14 protein-coding genes are annotated in these 18,678 nt (G+C 73.5%); 5 read left to right on the forward strand and 9 right to left on the reverse strand.

The annotated features are described in order from the left end of the window. Window positions 1-69: 69 nt before the first annotated feature. Genes AB0927_RS05500 through AB0927_RS05530 form a run of 7 tightly spaced genes read right to left on the reverse strand, consistent with a single transcriptional unit; the run spans window position 70 to window position 7,757 of the window. Complete coding sequence (locus AB0927_RS05500; protein WP_366666220.1) at window positions 70-876, reverse strand: CoA ester lyase; 807 nt, start codon at window positions 874-876, stop codon at window positions 70-72. Further along, window positions 873-2,081, reverse strand: a complete 1,209-nt coding sequence (locus AB0927_RS05505) for a CoA transferase (RefSeq protein ID WP_366666222.1) — start codon at window positions 2,079-2,081, stop codon at window positions 873-875. Before AB0927_RS05505 ends, AB0927_RS05500 begins: the two co-directional genes overlap by 4 nt. After that, window positions 2,078-2,971, reverse strand: coding sequence for a ribokinase (rbsK, locus tag AB0927_RS05510; RefSeq protein WP_366666223.1), 894 nt, complete (start codon window positions 2,969-2,971; stop codon window positions 2,078-2,080). The genes AB0927_RS05505 and rbsK overlap by 4 nt, the downstream gene beginning before the upstream one ends. Next, complete coding sequence (locus AB0927_RS05515) at window positions 2,968-4,329, reverse strand: ADP-ribosylglycohydrolase family protein (RefSeq protein WP_366666224.1); 1,362 nt, start codon at window positions 4,327-4,329, stop codon at window positions 2,968-2,970. The genes rbsK and AB0927_RS05515 overlap by 4 nt, the downstream gene beginning before the upstream one ends. Further along, on the reverse strand, window positions 4,317-5,495 hold the full coding sequence (locus tag AB0927_RS05520; protein ID WP_366666225.1) for an ADP-ribosylglycohydrolase family protein: 1,179 nt from the start codon (window positions 5,493-5,495) through the stop codon (window positions 4,317-4,319). Before AB0927_RS05520 ends, AB0927_RS05515 begins: the two co-directional genes overlap by 13 nt. 7 nt (window positions 5,496-5,502) lie before the next feature. Then, the gene (locus AB0927_RS05525; RefSeq protein WP_366666226.1) at window positions 5,503-6,621 is read right to left on the reverse strand and encodes an ADP-ribosylglycohydrolase family protein; all 1,119 of its coding nucleotides are present in this window, start codon (window positions 6,619-6,621) and stop codon (window positions 5,503-5,505) included. Then, window positions 6,618-7,757 (reverse strand): ADP-ribosylglycohydrolase family protein, encoded by a 1,140-nt coding sequence (locus tag AB0927_RS05530; RefSeq protein ID WP_366666227.1) that lies wholly within the window; start codon window positions 7,755-7,757, stop codon window positions 6,618-6,620. The genes AB0927_RS05525 and AB0927_RS05530 overlap by 4 nt, the downstream gene beginning before the upstream one ends. A gap of 272 nt (window positions 7,758-8,029) precedes the next feature. Between AB0927_RS05530 and AB0927_RS05535 the strand changes: the two genes are divergently transcribed. The 3 genes from AB0927_RS05535 to AB0927_RS05545 all read left to right on the forward strand — a co-directional run bounded on the left by AB0927_RS05535 (window position 8,030) and on the right by AB0927_RS05545 (window position 15,289). Further along, window positions 8,030-8,761, forward strand: a complete 732-nt coding sequence (locus tag AB0927_RS05535) for a VIT1/CCC1 transporter family protein (protein WP_366666228.1) — start codon at window positions 8,030-8,032, stop codon at window positions 8,759-8,761. Window positions 8,762-9,321: 560 nt separating this feature from the next. After that, window positions 9,322-13,833 (forward strand): glutamate synthase large subunit, encoded by a 4,512-nt coding sequence (gene gltB / locus AB0927_RS05540; protein ID WP_366666358.1) that lies wholly within the window; start codon window positions 9,322-9,324, stop codon window positions 13,831-13,833. Then, the gene (locus AB0927_RS05545; protein ID WP_366666229.1) at window positions 13,826-15,289 is read left to right on the forward strand and encodes a glutamate synthase subunit beta; all 1,464 of its coding nucleotides are present in this window, start codon (window positions 13,826-13,828) and stop codon (window positions 15,287-15,289) included. Before gltB ends, AB0927_RS05545 begins: the two co-directional genes overlap by 8 nt. Window positions 15,290-15,420: 131 nt before the next feature. Here the strand turns inward: AB0927_RS05545 and AB0927_RS05550 are convergent, their stop codons facing one another. Beyond that, on the reverse strand, window positions 15,421-16,287 hold the full coding sequence (locus tag AB0927_RS05550; RefSeq protein WP_366666230.1) for a rhomboid family intramembrane serine protease: 867 nt from the start codon (window positions 16,285-16,287) through the stop codon (window positions 15,421-15,423). Between the two features lie 168 nt (window positions 16,288-16,455). Between AB0927_RS05550 and AB0927_RS05555 the strand changes: the two genes are divergently transcribed. Then, entirely contained in the window at window positions 16,456-17,181 is a 726-nt protein-coding gene (locus AB0927_RS05555; protein ID WP_366666231.1) for a VWA domain-containing protein, read from the forward strand. A 25-nt stretch (window positions 17,182-17,206) separates the two neighbouring features. On the opposite strand, the gene AB0927_RS05560 is transcribed toward AB0927_RS05555, so the two are convergent. Continuing rightward, on the reverse strand, window positions 17,207-18,085 hold the full coding sequence (locus AB0927_RS05560) for a hypothetical protein (protein WP_366666232.1): 879 nt from the start codon (window positions 18,083-18,085) through the stop codon (window positions 17,207-17,209). 139 nt (window positions 18,086-18,224) lie between these two features. On the opposite strand from AB0927_RS05560, the gene AB0927_RS05565 reads away from it, so the two are divergent. Continuing rightward, entirely contained in the window at window positions 18,225-18,557 is a 333-nt protein-coding gene (locus AB0927_RS05565) for a chorismate mutase (protein WP_366666233.1), read from the forward strand. The last annotated feature ends 121 nt before the right edge of the window (window positions 18,558-18,678 follow it).

Consider the following 18,678-nt stretch of genomic DNA (forward strand, 5'->3'; position numbering starts at 1 on the left):
CGATCCGCTCGTACGACGCGCAGGGCGCCCGGATCCGTTCCGGGCGCCCTTTCGCGTCCGTGCTCGCGGTCAGGACCTGGGGGCCAGGGACAGCGTCCGGCGGGCCATGGCCACCACCGCGGCATCAATGAAGCGGCCGTCGGGCAGGGCCTGGGCGCCCGCGCCGGTGGCGGCGGCCTTGAGGATGGTCTCGGCGTGGTCCAGTTCCGCCGCGGTGGGCAGGTAGGCACGCCTGATCACCGGGAGCTGGCGCGGGTGGATCGCGGCGCGGCCGAGGAAGCCGAGGGCGCGGCCGTGGGCGCAGGAGGCGGCCAGCCCGTCGAGGTCGCGGATGTCGGGGTGGACCGTCTGCGGGGGCGGCGGCAGACCGGCCGCGCGCGCGGCGACGATCACCCGGGAGCGCGGCCAGTCGAGCCCCGAGTCGGCCCGCACCCCCAGGTCCGCCCGCAGATCCGCCTCCCCCAGGGAGATGCCGCGCAGCGAAGGATGCGCGGCGGCGATGGCGTACGCGTGCTCGACGGCCAGCGCCGACTCCAGCAGCGCGTAGAGCGGGAAGGGGACGGCGGCCGCGACCTGGCGCACCTGCGCGGGGCCCGTCACCTTCGGCAGGCGCAGCCCCGACAGCCCCCGCCGCCCCGTCAGCGCCGCCAGGTCGGCCGCCGCCCACGGCGTGTCCAACGCGTTCACCCGTACGTGCACCGGCAGCGGCTGCGGCTCCGTGAGCAGCTCGGCGGTGACCGCGCGCGCGTACTCCTTGCGCCCCGGGTCCACCGCGTCCTCCAGGTCGATCACCACCACGTCCGCACCCGCCACCAGCGCCTTGGCGACCACGCGGGGCCGGTCCCCGGGGACGTACAGCCAGGTCAGCGGGGTCACAGGGCGCCCTCCGCGCGCAGGGCGGCGATGTCGGCCGGGGCGAGGCCCAGCTCGGTGAGCACGGCGTCGGTGTCCGCGCCGTGCGGCCGCCCGGCCCAGCGGACCGCGCCGGGCGTGGCGGACAGCCGGAACAGCACGTTCTGCAGGCGCAGCGGGCCCAGCTCGGGGTCCGGCACGGTCGTCACCGTGCCCAGCGCCTGGTACTGCGGGTCCTCGAACACGTCTCGCACGTCCTGCACCGGTGCCACCGCCGCCTCCGCCTTCTCGAAGGCCGCCAGCACCTCCGCACGGGTGCGGGCGGCGATCCAGGAGCCGACCGCCTCGTCCAGCACCTCCGCGTGCGCGGCCCGCCGGGCGCCCGTGGCGAACCACGGCTCCTCGATCAGCTCCGGCCGCCCCACCAGCCGCATCACCCGCTCCGCCACCGACTGCGCGGACGTGGACACGGCGACCCAGGTGCCGTCGGCGGTGCGGTACGTGTTGCGCGGGGCGTTGTTCGCGGACCGGTTGCCGGTGCGTTCCTGGACGTAGCCGAGCTGGTCGTACCAGGTGGGGTGCGGGCCGAGCACCGACAGGATGGGCTCGATGATCGCCATGTCCACGACCTGGCCCGCGCCGGTGTGCTCCCGCGCGGCCAGCGCCGTGAGCACCGCGTAGGCGGTGGCGAGGCCCGCGACCGAGTCGGCGAGGCCGAAGGGCGGCAGGACCGGCGGGGCCTCCGGCTCCCCGGTGAGCGCCGCGAAACCGCTCATCGCCTCCGCGAGGGTGCCGAAGCCGGGCCGGTGCGCGTACGGTCCGAACTGCCCGAACGCGGTGACCCGGGCGAGCACCAGCCGCGGGTTGGCCGCGGCCAGCTCCGCCCAGCCCAGGTCCCACCTCTCCAGCGTGCCGGGGCGGAAGTTCTCGACCACGACGTCGGCGGTGGCGGCCAGCCGCAGCAGCGTCGCGCGGCCGCCCGGCCGGGACAGGTCCAGGGTGATCGTGCGCTTGTTGCGGCCGAGCACCTTCCACCACAGGCCGATCCCGTCCTTCGCCGGGCCGTGCCCCCGGGACGGGTCGGGGCGCCTCGGATGCTCGACCTTGATCACCTCGGCGCCGAAGTCGCCGAGCAGCGTCGCGGCCAGGGGGCCGGCGAACAGCGTCGCCAGGTCCAGCACCCGCAGCCCGTCCAGCGCCGCCGCGCGTGGCGTCGTACCGGCGCTCACGAGGTGAACCGGGCGTCGATCTCCGGGCGGTACGGCATCGACGCCGACGCCCCGACCCGTTCCACCGACAGGGACGCCGCGGCGGCGGCCCAGGACAGGGCCTCCCGTACGGGTTTCTCCTCGGCGAGGGCCACCGCGAGCGCCCCGGTGAAGGTGTCGCCCGCGCCCGTGGAGTCCACCGCCTCGACCCGGGGCGCGGGCACCACCAGCGGCTCGGCGTCCCGGGCCACGTACAGACAGCCGGTCGCGCCGAGGGTGACCACCGCCCGCGGCACCAGCTCCAGCAGCGCGGTGGCGGCCTCGCGCGGGTCGGCGCGGCCGGTGAGGGTGATCGCCTCGTACTGGTTGGGCACCAGCAGGTCGGTGGCGGCGAGGAGCTCGGGCGGCAGCGGCTGGACCGGGGACGGGGTGAGGACCGTACGGACCCCGTGCCGGCGGGCGGCCTCGGCGCCCGCGACCACCGCGGCCAGCGGGATCTCCAGTTGGAGCAGCAGGGTGTCGGCGGAGGCGATCAGCCCCTCGTCGCCGGGCGAGAGGTGGTCGACGGTGCCGTTCGCGCCCGGGATGACCACGATGGAGTTGCCGCCCTCGTCGTCCACCACGATGTGCGCGGTGCCGGAGCGGCCCTCGACGGTGCGCAGGAAGTCGGTGTCCACGCCGGAGTGTTCGAGGGTCTCCCGCAGCCGGGTCCCGGCCGCGTCGTTGCCCACCGCGCCGATCATCGAGACGGTGGCACCGGCCCGCGCGGCGGCGATGGCCTGGTTGGCGCCCTTGCCGCCGGGGATCGTGCGCAGCTCCCGGCCCGTCACGGTCTCACCGCGCTGCGGGGGCTTGGCGACGAAGGTGACGATGTCCATGTTCGTGCTGCCGAGGACGGCGATGTGGGTCATGGGCGGTTCGCCTCCAGGCGGGTGAGGTGGGCCAGGGTGTCGAAGCCGGTGCCGTCGAAGTCGGCGACGGTGGTGGCGAGCCGGTTCTTCAGCGGGGCCCGCCAGTGCTCGGGGAGCGCGGCGGGGGAGCCCGCGAGGAGCCCGGCGACGCTGCCCGCGGTCGCGCCGACCGAGTCGGTGTCCAGACCGCCCGCCACCGCCCGCCGGACCGCGCCGGTGAAGTCGCCGTCCGCGTGGGCGAGGGCGGCGGCCAGCAGGGCGGTGTTGGGGAGGGCGTGCACCCAGTGGTGGGTGGGGGCGTAGACGGCGTGGAGCCGGTCCACGACGTCGTCGAAGTCCTCGTGGCGTGCGGCGAGCCGGAGGGCGTGGTCGACGGCCCGGGCCAGCCGGGAGCGGTGCGGGACCACCGAGCGGCCCGCGCGCAGGCAGGCGTGCACGTCCTGGTCGCCGGTGGCGGCCGCGGCGAGGGTGGCGGCGGTGAACATGGCCGCGTAGACGCCGTTGGCCGTGTGGGTCAGCACCGCGTCCCGGTATGCCTGCTCGGCCGCGGCGGCCGGGTCGCCCGGGTTGGTCCAGCCGTGCACGTCGGCGCGGATCAGGGCGCCGATCCACTCCCGGAACGGGTTGCGGTAGCGGGCGGTGTGCGGGGGCTCCACGCCGGTGAGGAGGTTGCGGTAGGCGAGGCGCTCCGCGGTGAAGGTGCGGCCGGGCGGCAGTTCGTCGAGCCACAGCCGGGCGACGTCGGTGGTGGTGAAGCCCTTGCCGTGCCGCTGGAGCAGCAGCAGGTTGAGCAGCGGGTAGTCGAGGTCGTCGTCCTGGGGCATGCCGTCGATGTTCTCGGCGAGCGAGGTGGCGGCCGAGCGGCGGTTCCAGGGGTGCGCGGCGAGCAGTTCGGCGGGGACGCCCCGGGCGGTGAAGTAGCCGGTGAGCGGCCAGTTCCCGGTCGCGCGGGCGAGGGCGCGGACGGCGCCGAGGGGGAGCTTCTCGACCGGCTTGCCCAGCAGGCAGCCGATGGCCCGGCCCAGCCAGGACGCCTCGAACGCGAGCGGTCCCGGCGTCGCGGAAGGCCGCGCGGCGGGCCAGTCGGGGCAGGCGGCCCTGATCGCGGACAGCTCGGTCGGCTCGTCGTCGGCCAGCACGCTGGGCAGATCGGCCAGTTCGTCCAACAGGTCCTCGGCCAGCAGCCGCAGGTAGCGGGAGGCGCGGTGCGGGGAGGCGCCCGCGCGGTCCGGGGCGTCCGGGCCGCCCGCCGCGCGCCAGCGCTCCTCGATCCGGGACGGCTCACGGCCGTCGAGGCGGGCCTGGCGCAGCTCATGGCCGAGCAGGTCCTCGGGCTGGACCCAGGTCAGTCGGAGCACGGCGCGCCTCCCAGGGCGGCGAGGGCCTTCTCGTGGGCGCGGCGCCGGCCCCGGTCGAGGCCGAAGATCTCGCGCGTGACCTGGGCAAGCGTCCGGGCCGGCTGCCACAGGTCCAGCCGGCTCGCCTCCGCGACCGTCTTCGCCCACTCCTCGGGCACCGGCGAGCCGAGCGCGCCCGCGAGGGCGCCGGCCATGGTGGCGATCGAGTCGCAGTCGCGCCCGTAGTTGACCGAACCGAGCACCGCGTGCCGGTAGTCGCCGCCGGCGACCACCAGCATGCCGAGGGCGATGGGGAGTTCCTCGACGGAGTGCAGCCGCGAGGGGCGGCGGGCGGCGAGCGAGGGGGCGCGGTAGTCCGGGCCGACCGTGTCGTAGGGGGCGACCGCCGCGCGCAGCGGCCCGAGCGCCGACTCGAAGTCACCGTGCCGGCACGCCACTTCGCAGACCTTCTCGATCGCCTCCCGGGTGCCGTCCTTGGCCAGCGCCAGGCAGGCCGTCACCACCGAGTCCGGGGTCGCCTCCGGCGCGGTGGCGGCGGCGACGGCCGCGGCGAAGACCCCGGCCGCCTCCCGGCCGTACGAGGACTGATGGGCACCGGCGACGTCCAGCGCCTCGGCGTACGCGGCGCGCGGGTCGGCCGCGTTGACCAGGCCGACGGGGGCCATGTACATCGCCGCACCGCAGTTGACGATGTTGCCGACGCCCGCCTCCCGGGGGTCGGCGTGGCCGTAGGCGAGCCGGGCCACGAGCCACTTCTCGGCGAGGAAGAGCCGGTGCAGCGGCAGCGCCTCCCGCTCCAGCTCGGGGATCCACCGGGGGTTGGTCATCAGGTCCGGCACCAGGTGCTCGGCGAGCGCGTAGGCGTCGAGGTGGTCGCGTACGCGGTCGTAGACCCGGACCAGCGCGTGCGTCATCAGGGTGTCGTCGGTGACGTGGCCGTCGCCCTTGTGATACGGCGCCAGCGGGCGGGCGGTGCGCCAGGCGTCGCCGTGCCAGGGGCCGACGACGCCGTGCACGCGTCCGCCGTGGCGCTCGGTGATCTGGTCGGGGGAGTACCCCTCGACCGGTCCGCCGAGGGCATCGCCGACGGCGGCGCCGACGAGGGCGCCGGTGATCCGTTCGTCCAGATCGGGCTGTCCGGTGCCTTTGGGTTGCTTGGGCGTCATGCCCGAATCATCCTCCTGGGTGGGCCGGTTGCGCGGCTTCCAGGAGTCCGGCGAGTTCCACCAGGTCGGTGCCGGTCAGCCGGGGCAGGGCGCAACCGGGCAGGACGCGGCAGGCGTCCCGCCAGCTCTCCGGGATCGCGGCGGCGCCGCCGAGCGCGCCGGTGAGGGCGCCCGCGAGGGCGGGCGCGGAGTCGGCGACCCGGGACAGACAGGCGGCGGCGGGTACGGCCTCGGCGATGCGGCCGCCGGTGGCGGTGGCCAGCGCGAGGGCGACGGGGACGGTCTCGGCGGCGGCGATGCCGTAGCTGTAGACGTGGTCCACGATCTGGTGTTCGAGGAGCGGTACGAGGGCGAAGGCACAGGCGCCGTCCGCGGCGAGGGCGAGCGCGTGCCGGGCGTTGCGGCCGATCTCGGTGCCGGCCGGGAGCTCGGCGAGCGCGGCGGCGACGCAGGCGCCGGTGTCCGCGCCGGTGAGGGCGAGCGACACGGCCGCCGCCATGGCCCGCGCGCCGTGCACGCCGTCGCCGTCCTGGGTGTAGCGGGCGTCGAACTCGGCGAGGGCGGCGGCGCGTTCGGGGTCGCCGGGGTGGGCCACGGCGAGGGCGCAGGCGCGGACGCAGGCCGCGTCGTCGAAGTAGTGCGGGTTGTCGTGGCCGGTGGCGGGCGGGCGCAGGCCGGTGGCGAGGTTGCCGAGGCCGGCCCGGACCGAGATGCGGGCGCGCAGCGGCAGTACGGCGGACTCGATCTCCGGGGCGCGGTCCGCGGCGGCGGCGACCTCGCAGGCGACGGCGGTCCAGGTGAGGTCGATGGCGGCGCGCATCCGGCGGTCACGGCTGAGGTCGCCGAGGGCGTCGTCGGCGCCGGCCCGCAGCACCGCCTCCGCGGCGAAGGCCGCCCACTCGGCGTCGTCGGAGGGGCCGAGGCGCAGGGGTCCGGGGGGCTGGTTGAGCGCGATCGGCACGGGGAGGGTGGTGGTCGCGTTCTGCTCCGCGAAGGTGTCCAGTTCGCGGGTGAGGCGGCGGGTCCACTCGGGCATGCGGGCGGCGCGGTGCCGCGCGGCGGGCCAGCCCGCGGCGTCTCCCGCGGCGAGGCCCAGCAGCAGCCCTTCGACGCGTCCCGCCCTCATGGCCGGCCCTCCCCGTCCGCCCCGACCAGGGGGCGCGGCGGGGGCGGCTCGGCCGGCTGGAGGGCGGGGACGAGGGGCGGGTGCAGCTCGGCCGGCCGGAGGACCGCCGCCGGAGCCGGTCCGGGCTCCGTCACCGGCGCGGCTCCCGGCACCAGCAGCTCCGCCACCTCCAGCACATGCCGCCCGGCCATCGACGGCAGGCACCTGCCCCGCGCCGGTCCGATCGCGTCGGCCCAGTCGGCCGGGATCGCCGCCAGACCCTGCGTCGCCCCGGAGAGGGCGCCCGCCACCGCCGCCGTCGTGTCCGCGTCACGCCCCATGTTGACGGCCGTGAGGACCGCCTCCCGGAAGTCGCCGTCGGCCGTGGCGTAGGCGCCGAAGGCCAGGGCGACCGCCTCCGGGGCGAGGTCGGTCCAGGGGTAGCCGCCGATGACGACGGCGGAGCGGACCGCGCGTTCGCCGCGGTGGGCGACGGCCACCGCGCGGCGCAGGGAGCGCGCGGTCCAGGAGTCGTCCGGGATCACCGCGAGGGCGGCGGCGATCACCACGGGGACCGGGGCGCCCGTCATCGCCGCGGCCACGCCCGCCGCGACGGCCTGCCCGCCGTAGATGCCCTCGCCCTCGTGGCTGACACAGCCGTCGATCGCGACCAGGCGGGCGGCCTCGCCGGGGCGTCCGGCCGCGAAGACGCCGAAGGGGGCCGCGCGCATCGCGAGCCCGTCGCTCCAGGCGTGCCGGTGCTGGGCGGAGATCGGCGCGGCCAGCCCCCGGCGCAGGTTCTCCAGCGTGCCGCGTTCGCTGAAGCCCGCGCCGCGAAACGTGCCCTCGGCCCGGCCGGCGATCCACTCGTGCCAGGCCGCCTCCACGTGCGCCGGGGTGAGCGCGGAGCCGTGCCGGGCGAGCAGCAGACCGGAGAAGAGCGCGTACTCGGTGTCGTCCGTGCCCTGCGGCCGGTCCGTGACGTACCCGGTGACGCGGCCCCAGCGGGCCCGGATCTCGGAGGGCCGCAGGTTCTCCGCGGGGGCGCCGAGCGCGTCGCCGACGGCCAGCCCGAGCAGCGCGCCCCGGGCCCGGGCGCGCGGCCCGGCGAGGTCCTCGGACGCCGGGAGCGGGGGAGTACAGGCGGTCGATGCCATGGGCGGCCTCCTTCGGCGGGTCCCACCTGGGCCCGCGGACCCTTTGCGGATGTGTCCCACGGCAGGGCGCCACCCGTGCCTCGAAGGGGGTCCTGTCACCCGCTCGGCAATCTGAGCGGTAAGTGACGCGGATGAGCGCAAAACCCGCGAAGCCGCAGGTTAGCCGAGCCTTCCCTTGCTGGCGGCGGGGGCCTGGACGACGTAGATTCCTTGGTGTCGAAAAGTAGAACTCGTCCAAAGTTAGCTTTGGCTAAGCTAAATCGGGGAATTCCATGGCCCTCATCGAGACCGCGGCCACGCTGCACGAAGCGCACCGCGACAACCACACGCACCGTGATGTCAACGGCGGCTGGCTGCGCCCCGCCGTGTTCGGCGCGATGGACGGCCTGGTCTCCAACCTCGCCCTGATGACCGGTGTGGCCGGCGGCTCCGTCGGCCACCAGACCATCGTCATCACCGGACTCGCGGGCCTCGCCGCCGGCGCCTTCTCCATGGCGGCCGGCGAGTACACCTCCGTCGCCTCCCAGCGCGACATGGTCCAGGCCGAGCTGGACGTCGAGCGCCGCGAGCTGCGCCGGCACCCGCAGGACGAGGAGGACGAGCTCGCGGCACTCTACGTCGCCCGCGGCGTGGCCCCCGAACTGGCCCGGGAGGTCGCCCGGCAGTTGTCCAAGGACCCCGAGCAGGCCCTGGAGATACACGCCCGCGAGGAACTCGGCATCGACCCCGGCGACCTGCCCTCCCCGCTGGTCGCGGCCGTCTCCTCCTTCGGCGCCTTCGCCCTCGGCGCGCTGCTGCCGGTCCTGCCGTACCTGCTCGGCGCGACCGTCCTGTGGCCCGCCCTGCTGCTCGCCCTGATCGGGCTCTTCGGCTGCGGCGCCGTCGTGGCCAAGGTGACCGCGCGCAGCTGGTGGTTCAGCGGCCTGCGGCAGCTCGCGCTGGGCGGCGCGGCCGCCGGTGTGACCTACGCCCTGGGCGCCCTGTTCGGAACGGCCGTAGGATGACGCGACGGGAACTTATGCCACACGGTGAATAAGTAGCCGTTACCCGCTGGTTTCGGATGCGTGACCACGGGGCATGAGCCGTAAGCGCTGTGGGCAATGACGCCTGCCGCACCCCGCGGGGTGGGCCGACGAAGCTCCCTCCTGCTCCCGAGACCGATGGACACCGACCGGACCGGCGGTGTCCCAGTGGTCCGCCCGCACGTTCGCCGCCACCGCGGCGGCCGGCCGCCGCGCGCGGCACTCCGGCCGCCGTCCCGTGCGGCACCGGCCGCTCCGAGCGGCACCCCCGCCGCCCCGCGCGGCGCCCCGGCACCCCCGCCACGAAACCCTGTGGTGTCCGCATGATGGAACGGAGTATCCGATTCCTGGGAAGCGCTCCATCATGTAACCTGCACGAAATTTAGCCAATCTCCGCAGAGGGCCAACGTCGTCCCTCGGCACCTGCCACATGCCACCTGACGACGACGGGAGAGCCGATGCGTACGCCGCGCCAGCCGTCCCAGCACTCCGAGAACGGCCAGAACTGGTCGTTCATGGATGCTCGCCCTGCTGCACAGGGTATGTACGACCCCCGCAACGAACACGACGCCTGTGGTGTCGGTTTCGTCGCCACGCTCACCGGCGAGGCCTCCCACACCCTGGTCGATCAGGCCCTCACCGTGCTGCGCAACCTGGAGCACCGCGGCGCCACCGGCTCCGAGCCCGACTCGGGTGACGGCGCGGGCCTGCTGTCGCAGGTGCCCGACGGCTTCTTCCGCGAGGTGGCCGGATTCGAACTGCCCGCCGCCGGTTCCTACGCCGTCGGCATCGCCTTCCTGCCCGGTGACGGCACCGAGGACGCCGTCTCGGAGATCGAGACGATCGCCGCCGAGGAGGGCCTGACCGTCCTCGGTTGGCGCGAGGTGCCGGTCGCCCCCGAGCTGCTCGGCGCCACCGCCCGCGCCACCATGCCGGTCTTCCGGCAGGTCTTCGTCGCCGACGGCGCGAGCGAGGGCATCGTCCTCGACCGCAAGGCGTTCGTGCTGCGCAAGCGCGCCGAGCGCGAGGCGGGCGTCTACTTCCCGTCGCTGTCCGCGCGCACCATCGTCTACAAGGGCATGCTGACCACCGGCCAGCTCGAGCCCTTCTTCCCGGACCTCTCCGACCGCCGCTTCGCCTCCGCGATCGCGCTGGTGCACTCCCGGTTCTCCACGAACACCTTCCCGTCGTGGCCGCTCGCGCACCCGTACCGCTTCATCGCCCACAACGGTGAGATCAACACCGTGCAGGGCAACCGCAACTGGATGCGCGCCCGCGAGTCCCGGCTGGCCTCCGACCTGTTCGGCCCCGCCGACAAGCTGGACCGCATCTTCCCGGTCTGCACCCCCGGCGCCTCCGACTCCGCCTCCTTCGACGAGGTCCTGGAGCTGCTGCACCTCGGCGGCCGCTCGCTGCCGCACTCCGTGCTGATGATGATCCCGGAGGCATGGGAGAACCACGCCTCCATGGACGCGGCCCGGCGCGCGTTCTACGGCTACCACGCCACGATGATGGAGCCCTGGGACGGCCCCGCCTGCGTCACCTTCACCGACGGCACCCAGGTCGGCGCCGTGCTCGACCGCAACGGCCTGCGCCCCGGCCGCTACTGGGTCACCGACGAGGGCCTCGTCGTCCTCGGCTCCGAGGTCGGCGTCCTCGACATCGACCCCGCCCGGGTCGTGCGCAAGGGCCGCCTCCAGCCCGGCCGGATGTTCCTCGTGGACACCGCCGAGCACCGCATCATCGAGGACGACGAGATCAAGGCCTCCCTCGTCGGCGCGCAGCCCTACGGCGAGTGGCTGGAGGCCGGCGAGATCGAGCTGGGCGACCTGCCCGAGCGCGAGCACATCGTGCACACCCACGCCTCGGTCACCCGCCGCCAGCAGACCTTCGGCTACACCGAGGAGGAGCTGCGCGTCCTCCTCGCCCCGATGGCCCGCACCGCCGCCGAGCCGATCGGCTCCATGGGCACCGACTCCCCGATCGCGGCCCTGTCCGAGCGCCCCCGGCTGCTCTTCGACTACTTCACCCAGCTGTTCGCCCAGGTCACCAACCCGCCGCTGGACGCCATCCGCGAGGAGCTGGTCACCTCCCTGCGCAGCGCGCTCGGCCCCCAGGGCAACCTCCTGGAGCCGACCGCCGCCTCCTGCCGGTCCGTCCTGCTGCCGTTCCCGGTGATCGACAACGACGAGCTGGCCAAGCTCATCCACATCAACGCCGACGGCGACATGCCCGGCTTCAAGGCCGCCACCCTCTCCGGTCTGTACCGGGTGAGCGGCGGCGGCGAGGCGCTGGCCGCCCGCATCGAGGAGATCTGCGCCGAGGCCGACGCGGCCATCGAGAACGGCGCCCGCCTGATCGTCCTGTCCGACCGGCACTCCGACGCCGAGCACGCGCCGATCCCTTCGCTGCTGCTCACCTCCGCCGTCCACCACCACCTCATCCGCACCAAGCAGCGCACCCACGTGGGCCTGCTGGTCGAGGCCGGCGACGTCCGCGAGGTCCACCACGCCGCCCTTCTGATCGGCTTCGGCGCCGCCGCCGTCAACCCCTACCTGGCGATGGAGTCGGTGGAGGACCTGCTGCGCGCGGGCACCTTCATCGACGGCATCGAGCCCGAGAAGGCCATCAAGAACCTCATCTACGCCCTCGGCAAGGGCGTGCTGAAGGTCATGTCCAAGATGGGCATCTCCACCGTCGCCTCCTACCGCGGCGCCCAGGTCTTCGAGGCCGTCGGCCTGGACGAGGCGTTCGTGGAGAAGTACTTCAACGGCACCGCCACCAAGATCGGCGGCGTCGGCATCGACGTCATCGCCGGCGAGGTCGCCGCCCGCCACGCCAAGGCCTACCCGGTCTCCGGCATCGCCCCGGCGCACCGCGCCCTGGAGATCGGCGGCGAGTACCAGTGGCGCCGCGAGGGCGAGCCGCACCTGTTCGACCCGGAGACGGTCTTCCGCCTCCAGCACTCCACGCGCACCGGCAGCTTCGACATCTTCAGGAAGTACACCGCGCGCGTCAACGAGCAGTCCGAGCGCCTGATGACGCTGCGCGGCCTGTTCGGCTTCACCTCGGACCGGGCGCCGATCCCGGTCGAGGAGGTCGAGCCGGTCAGCGAGATCGTCAAGCGGTTCTCGACCGGCGCGATGTCGTACGGCTCCATCTCCAAGGAGGCGCACGAGACCCTCGCCATCGCCATGAACCAGCTGGGCGGCAAGTCCAACACCGGTGAGGGCGGCGAGGACCCGGAGCGCCTGTACGACCCGGCGCGGCGCAGCGCGATCAAGCAGGTCGCCTCCGGCCGCTTCGGCGTCACCTCGGAGTACCTGGTCAACGCGGACGACATCCAGATCAAGATGGCCCAGGGCGCCAAGCCCGGCGAGGGAGGCCAGCTCCCCGGCCACAAGGTCTACCCGTGGGTCGCCAAGACGCGGCACTCGACGCCGGGCGTGGGCCTGATCTCCCCGCCCCCGCACCACGACATCTACTCCATCGAGGACCTCGCCCAGCTGATCCACGACCTCAAGAACGCCAACCCCCGGGCGCGGGTCCACGTCAAGCTGGTCTCCGAGGTCGGCGTCGGCACGGTCGCGGCCGGTGTGTCCAAGGCCCACGCGGACGTCGTGCTGATCTCCGGTCACGACGGCGGCACCGGCGCCTCCCCGCTGACCTCCCTCAAGCACGCGGGCGGTCCCTGGGAGCTGGGCCTGGCCGAGACCCAGCAGACGCTGCTGCTCAACGGCCTGCGCGACCGGATCGTGGTCCAGACCGACGGTCAGCTCAAGACCGGCCGTGACGTGGTCATCGCCGCGCTGCTCGGCGCCGAGGAGTTCGGTTTCGCCACCGCGCCGCTCGTCGTCTCCGGCTGCGTCATGATGCGCGTGTGCCACCTGGACACCTGTCCGGTCGGCATCGCCACCCAGAACCCGGTGCTGCGCGAGCGCTTCGCCGGCAAGGCCGAGCACATCGTGAACTTCTTCCGGTTCATCGCCGAGGAGGTCCGCGAGCTCCTCGCCGAGCTGGGCTTCCGCTCCATCGAGGAGGCCGTCGGCCACGCCGAGGTGCTGGACGTGCGGCGCGCCGTCGACCACTGGAAGGCACAGGGCCTGAACCTGGAGCCGCTCTTCCACGTGCCGGACCTGCCCGAGGGCGCCGTCCGCCACCAGGTGGTCGCCCAGGACCACGGCCTGCAGAAGGCCCTGGACAACGAGCTGATCAAGCTCGCCGCCGACGCCCTGGCCGCGAACGACGCGACCGAGGCCCAGCCGGTGCGCGCCCAGGTCGCCATCCGCAACATCAACCGCACGGTCGGCACCATGCTCGGCCACGAGGTGACCAGGAAGTTCGGTGGCGCGGGCCTGCCCGAGGACACCATCGACATCACCTTCACCGGCTCCGCGGGCCAGTCCTTCGGCGCCTTCCTGCCGCGCGGCATCACGCTGCGCCTGGAGGGCGACGCCAACGACTACGTCGGCAAGGGCCTCTCGGGCGGCCGCGTCATCGTCCGCCCGGACCGCGCCGCCGACCACCTCGCCGAGTACTCGACCATCGCGGGCAACACCATCGGCTACGGCGCCACCGGCGGCGAGCTGTTCCTGCGCGGCCGTACCGGTGAGCGGTTCTGTGTCCGCAACTCCGGCGCGCTGGTCGTCTCCGAGGGCGTGGGCGACCACGGCTGCGAGTACATGACCGGTGGTCACGCGGTCGTCCTCGGCCCGACCGGCCGCAACTTCGCGGCGGGCATGTCCGGCGGCATCGCCTACGTCATCGACCTCGACCGCGACAACGTCAACGCGGGCAACGCGGACGCGGTCCGGGAACTGTCCGAGTCGGACAAGGTGTGGCTGCACGACGTGGTGCGCCGGCACGCCGAGGAGACCGGCTCGACCGTCGCCGAGAAGCTGCTCGCCGACTGGGACGCGGCCGCGGCCCGGTTCAGCAAGATCATCCCCAGTACGTACCAGGCAGTGCTCGCCGCCAAGGACGCCGCCGAGCGAGCCGGTCTCTCCGAGACCGAGATCACCGAGAAGATGATGGAGGCGGCGACCAATGGCTGATCCGAAGGGCTTCCTCAACCACGGCCGCGAGGTCGCCAGGACCCGTCCCGTCGGTGAGCGCGTGCAGGACTGGAACGAGGTCTACGTCCCCGGCTCCCTGCTGCCGATCATCGGCAAGCAGGCCAGCCGGTGCATGGACTGCGGCATCCCGTTCTGTCACAACGGCTGTCCGCTCGGGAACCTGATCCCCGAGTGGAACGACTACGCCTACCGCGACGACTGGGCCGCCGCCTACGAGCGGCTGCACGCCACCAACAACTTCCCGGAGTTCACCGGGCGGCTGTGCCCGGCGCCGTGCGAGTCGGCGTGCGTGCTCGGCATCAACCAGCAGCCGGTCACCATCAAGAACGTCGAGGTCTCCATCATCGACAAGGCGTGGGACAGCGGGTACGTCACCCCGCGCATCCCCGAGCGCCTGTCCGGCAAGACGGTCGCGGTCATCGGCTCGGGCCCGGCCGGCCTCGCCGCCGCCCAGCAGCTGACCCGCGCCGGCCACACGGTTGCCGTCTACGAGCGCGCGGACCGCATCGGAGGCCTCCTCCGCTACGGCATCCCCGAGTTCAAGATGGAGAAGCGGCACATCAACCGCCGTATCGAGCAGATGCGCGCGGAGGGCACCCGCTTCCGCACCGGCGTCGAGATCGGCCGCGACATCAACGCGCGCGACCTGAAGAAGCGCTACGACGCGATCGTGATCGCCGCCGGCTCCACCACCGCCCGTGACCTCCCCGTCCCCGGCCGGGAGCTGAAGGGCGTCTACCAGGCGATGGAGTACCTGCCGCTGGCCAACAAGGTCCAGGAGGGCGACTACGTGGCCGCGCCGGTGACGGCCGAGGGCAAGCACGTCGTCGTGATCGGCGGCGGTGACACCGGCGCGGACTGCGTGGGCACCGCCCACCGGCAGGGCGCGGCCTCGGTCACCCAGCTTGAGATCATGCCCCGCCCGAACGAGGAGCGGCACCCGACCGGCCAGCCCTGGCCGACCTTCCCGATCCTCTACAAGGTCACCTCGGCCCACGAGGAGGGCGGCGAGCGGATCTACTCCGCCTCCACCACCCACTTCGAGGGCGACGAGGACGGCAACGTGCAGTGGCTGCACCTGGCCGAGGTCGAGTTCGTGGACGGCAAGCTGACCCAGAAGCCGGGCACCGAGCGCCGCATCCCGGCCCAGCTCGTCACCCTGGCGATGGGCTTCACGGGCCCCGACCGGGAGAACGGCCTGCTGGAGCAGTTCGGCCTGGACCTGGACGAGCGCGGTAACATCGCCCGGGACGCCGACTTCCAGACCAACGTGCCGGGGGTGTTCGTCGCCGGTGACGCCGGCCGCGGCCAGTCCCTGATCGTCTGGGCGATCGCGGAGGGCCGCTCGGCCGCCCGCGGCGTCGACCGCTACCTGACCGGGGCCAGCGAACTGCCGGCCCCGATCCGCCCGACGGACCGCGCGCTCGCGGTCTGACGGCACCCGAGGAGACGTCCCGCACAAAGGCGTGCGGAACACCCGATGGCGCCTGCCCACCTGTCCCCGACCGGACGACCGGGCAGGCGCCGTTGACTTTCGTGCCGCCCGCGGCGTCCCCGCGCGCGGGCTCAGGCGGTCAGCGAGACCGCCTTCATCCAGGCGAGCGCGACCAGCAGGGCGAGCAGGGCCACGCACACCCCCGCCTGCACCAGGGCGCGCCGCTCGTCGCGGGGCGCGTAGGCGTACGCCAGCGTCACCACGGCGCCCGCGAGCAGACCGCCGAGATGGCCCTGCCAGGAGGTCAGCCCCGCGGAGATCACCAGCCACAGCAGCAGTCCCGCCATGTACCGGTTGATCTCGCGCATGTCCTGGCCGAGGCGACGGCCCATGACCCAGTAGGCGGCGCCCAGACCGAAGATCGCGCCGGAGGCGCCGACCGTGTACGACTCCGGGACCAGCAGCAGCTCCAGCACCGAACCGCCGAGCGCCGACAGCAGATACAGCGCGAGGTAGCGCAGACGGCCCAACCGGGTCTCCACGGCCCGGCCGATGTTCCACAGCGCCACCATGTTGAACAGGATGTGCGTGATCCCGAACGTCCCCTCGCCGGGCGTCAGATGGAGGAACGCGCCGGTCAGCAGCCGGTACCACTCCCCGTGCGCGACCCCTTCGGGGACGTAGCCGGGGGCCGTGGTGCCGAGCATCGCGAAGCGGTACTCGAACGACGGCCGGGCCAGCTCCACCAGATAGGCCACCACGTTCAGTCCGACCAGCACATAGGTCGCCAGCGGCACCGCGGTGATCCGGCCGCCGAACACGGTCCGTGCCTGCCGGACCGAGCGGGCGCCCTCCTTCACGCACTCCACGCACTGGTGGCCGACGGCGGCCTCCCGCATGCAGGACGGGCAGATGAAGCGGTCGCAGCGGGTGCAGCGGACATACGACTCCACCCGCGGATGACGGAAACAGGTGGTCACGACGGACTCGGCGGCCACGGCCGGCTCCTCGAAAAAGGGAAGAACGAGAGCAAGGGGAAGGGGTGGGGGGAAGCGCAACGAGCCGGTGGGGCGGCAGCGAACAAAATAGCGAACAGGTCCGACAGGCGCGACGCCCGGTGCCCGTGATCACGTAGGCTCGGCTCCTCGGACAGCCGGAGGGGGGCCATGGCCGCGATCAGCCTGCGCAAGGTGGAGGAGACCGCGCCCGCGCTCGTCGGCGCCTACCGCTCGGCAGGGGTCAGCCTGCGCAAACACGGCCTGGACGGACTACGGGCCGCCGTCTACCTCGTCCTCGACTACTCCGGCTCGATGCGGCCGTACTACCAGGACGGCAGCGTCCAGGCGCTCGCCGACCGGGTGCTGGGCCTGTCCGCGCACCTGGACGACGACGGCCGGGTGCCGGTGGTGTTCTTCTCCACGGACATCGACGCCGTCACCGGCATCGCCCTCGACGCTCACGAGGGCAGCGTCGAGCGGATCGTCGCCGGGCTCGGCCACATGGGCAAGACCAGCTATCACCTGGCGATGGACGCCGTCATCGACCACTACCTGGACAGCGGCGCCACGGACCCCGCCCTGGTCGTCTTCCAGACCGACGGCGGCCCGATCAACAGGCTCGCCGCGGAACGCTATCTCTGCAAGGCGGCCAAGCTCCCCCTGTTCTGGCAGTTCATCGGCTTCGGCGACCCGGACAGCAGGCAGTTCGACTTCCTGCGGAAACTGGACGAACTCCCGGTGCCCGGCAAACGGATCGTGGACAACGCAGGCTTCTTCCACGCGGGCCACGACCCCCGCCGCGTCCCCGACACCGAGCTCTACGACCGTCTCGTCGGCGAGTTCCCCTCCTGGCTGTCGGCCGCCCGCGCCGCGGGCATCGTGCGCCCCTCCTGACCACGCCCCCCGGTCCGCCGCACGGCTACGTGTCGCACTCCAGCACCGCCCCGCACAGCCCGCACCGGGCCCGCACCCGGCCCCGCACCGGGACCCGGATCCGCTGGTGGCAGGTGGGGCAGGGGAAGGTGACGTGCAGGCGGCCGGCGGGGTCGGAGGTGAAGGCGTAGGGGGTGCCCGGGGGAGCCGACACGGCGCGGCGGTCGTGGGCGTAGCGGTGGCGGCCCGCCCAGCCGGCGCCGGTCAGCGGGGGCTGCTGGGTGTCGCGGCGGGCGCGGGCCAGGCCCTTGCCGTAGGCGGTGTAGGCCTGGGGGCTGGTGAACCGGACCGAGGGATCCTCCCGGAAGAGCAGGGACCGCTTGGCCAGCACGTACCCGAACTCCTCCGGGGTGAGATAGCCCAGCTTCTGCGAGGAGACCCGGTCCTCCCGGTACGCGTCCAGCAGCAGCCAGCCCGCGCCCAGGTACGTCGTCACCGTGTCCGTGAGGATCTCGTTCTCCGCCGTCGTGGGGAAGGCCAGGTCCAGGCGGTGCAGATAGACGTGCGCCACCTCGTGCGCGAGCGCCGCGCCGATGTCCTCGCGGTGGGTGCGGAAGCGGTCGTTCAGCTCCACGAAGTACTCGGGCCCCGCCGCCAGTTCGATGTTCGCGGCATGGGTCATCTCCCGGAAGCCGACGATCAGCCGCGCGTCCGGCAACCGGAAGTGCCGCACCAGCTCCCGGGCCACCCGCTGCGCCCCCAGATGCAGGTCGTCGGTGTCGCAGAAGGCGACGTCGGCCGGGAACACGCTGGCCGAGAACGTCTCCACGGTGGCCGGCGACAGCCGCCGGTACAGCGCGGTGATCGCCGCCCGCACCGTCTCCAGATGCGGGAACCCGTGCTCCACCGGTCCGCCGTTCGCCACGTCGGCACCCCCAAAGCCCCCGACATCCCCCGCTGAGCCCGCGCAACCGCTCCTCCAGGGTAGGCGCCCCGCCGCCCCGACGATCCACCCTTCGGACACCACATGAGCCGGCCCCGCCGACCACATAGGGTGGGCGCCCATGACCACCAGCAACACCGGCACGGGTGACGTGGACCCCGCGGTCCGCCAGGAACTGGAGCGGCTGCGCGACAGCATCGACAACATCGACGCGGCCGTCGTCCACATGCTCGCGGAACGCTTCAAGGCCACCCAGCAGGTCGGCCGGCTCAAGGCGGTGCACCAGTTGCCGCCCGCCGACCCGGCCCGCGAGGCCCGCCAGATCGAGCGGCTGCGGCGGCTCGCCGAGAACGCCAAGCTCGATCCGGCGTTCGCCGAGAAATTCCTGAACTTCATCATCGCCGAGGTGATCAGACACCACGAACGCATCGCCGAGGACACCAACGGCAACTGAATCCGGAACCCGGCTCGGAACACGGAGCCGGGACACCGATTTCCGAGCAAGGGGAAACAAAGGGGCGGACCGGATAATGACCGTGTAACGCCCCTCCTCTGTGCGCTGTCAGTCCCATCAG

Source organism: Streptomyces sp. NPDC048106 (assembly GCF_040706415.1).
Lineage (GTDB): Bacteria > Actinomycetota > Actinomycetes > Streptomycetales > Streptomycetaceae > Streptomyces.

Coding starts and splice junctions, on each gene's coding strand:
- gltB (WP_366666358.1), top strand. CDS start 9,322: ATGTACGACCCCCGCAACGAACACGACGCCTGTGGTGTCGGTTTCGTC.
- AB0927_RS05565 (WP_366666233.1), top strand. CDS start 18,225: ATGACCACCAGCAACACCGGCACGGGTGACGTGGACCCCGCGGTCCGC.
- AB0927_RS05530 (WP_366666227.1), bottom strand. CDS start 7,757: ATGGCATCGACCGCCTGTACTCCCCCGCTCCCGGCGTCCGAGGACCTC.
- AB0927_RS05520 (WP_366666225.1), bottom strand. CDS start 5,495: ATGACGCCCAAGCAACCCAAAGGCACCGGACAGCCCGATCTGGACGAA.
- AB0927_RS05525 (WP_366666226.1), bottom strand. CDS start 6,621: ATGAGGGCGGGACGCGTCGAAGGGCTGCTGCTGGGCCTCGCCGCGGGA.
- AB0927_RS05545 (WP_366666229.1), top strand. CDS start 13,826: ATGGCTGATCCGAAGGGCTTCCTCAACCACGGCCGCGAGGTCGCCAGG.
- AB0927_RS05535 (WP_366666228.1), top strand. CDS start 8,030: ATGGCCCTCATCGAGACCGCGGCCACGCTGCACGAAGCGCACCGCGAC.
- rbsK (WP_366666223.1), bottom strand. CDS start 2,971: ATGACCCACATCGCCGTCCTCGGCAGCACGAACATGGACATCGTCACC.
- AB0927_RS05555 (WP_366666231.1), top strand. CDS start 16,456: ATGGCCGCGATCAGCCTGCGCAAGGTGGAGGAGACCGCGCCCGCGCTC.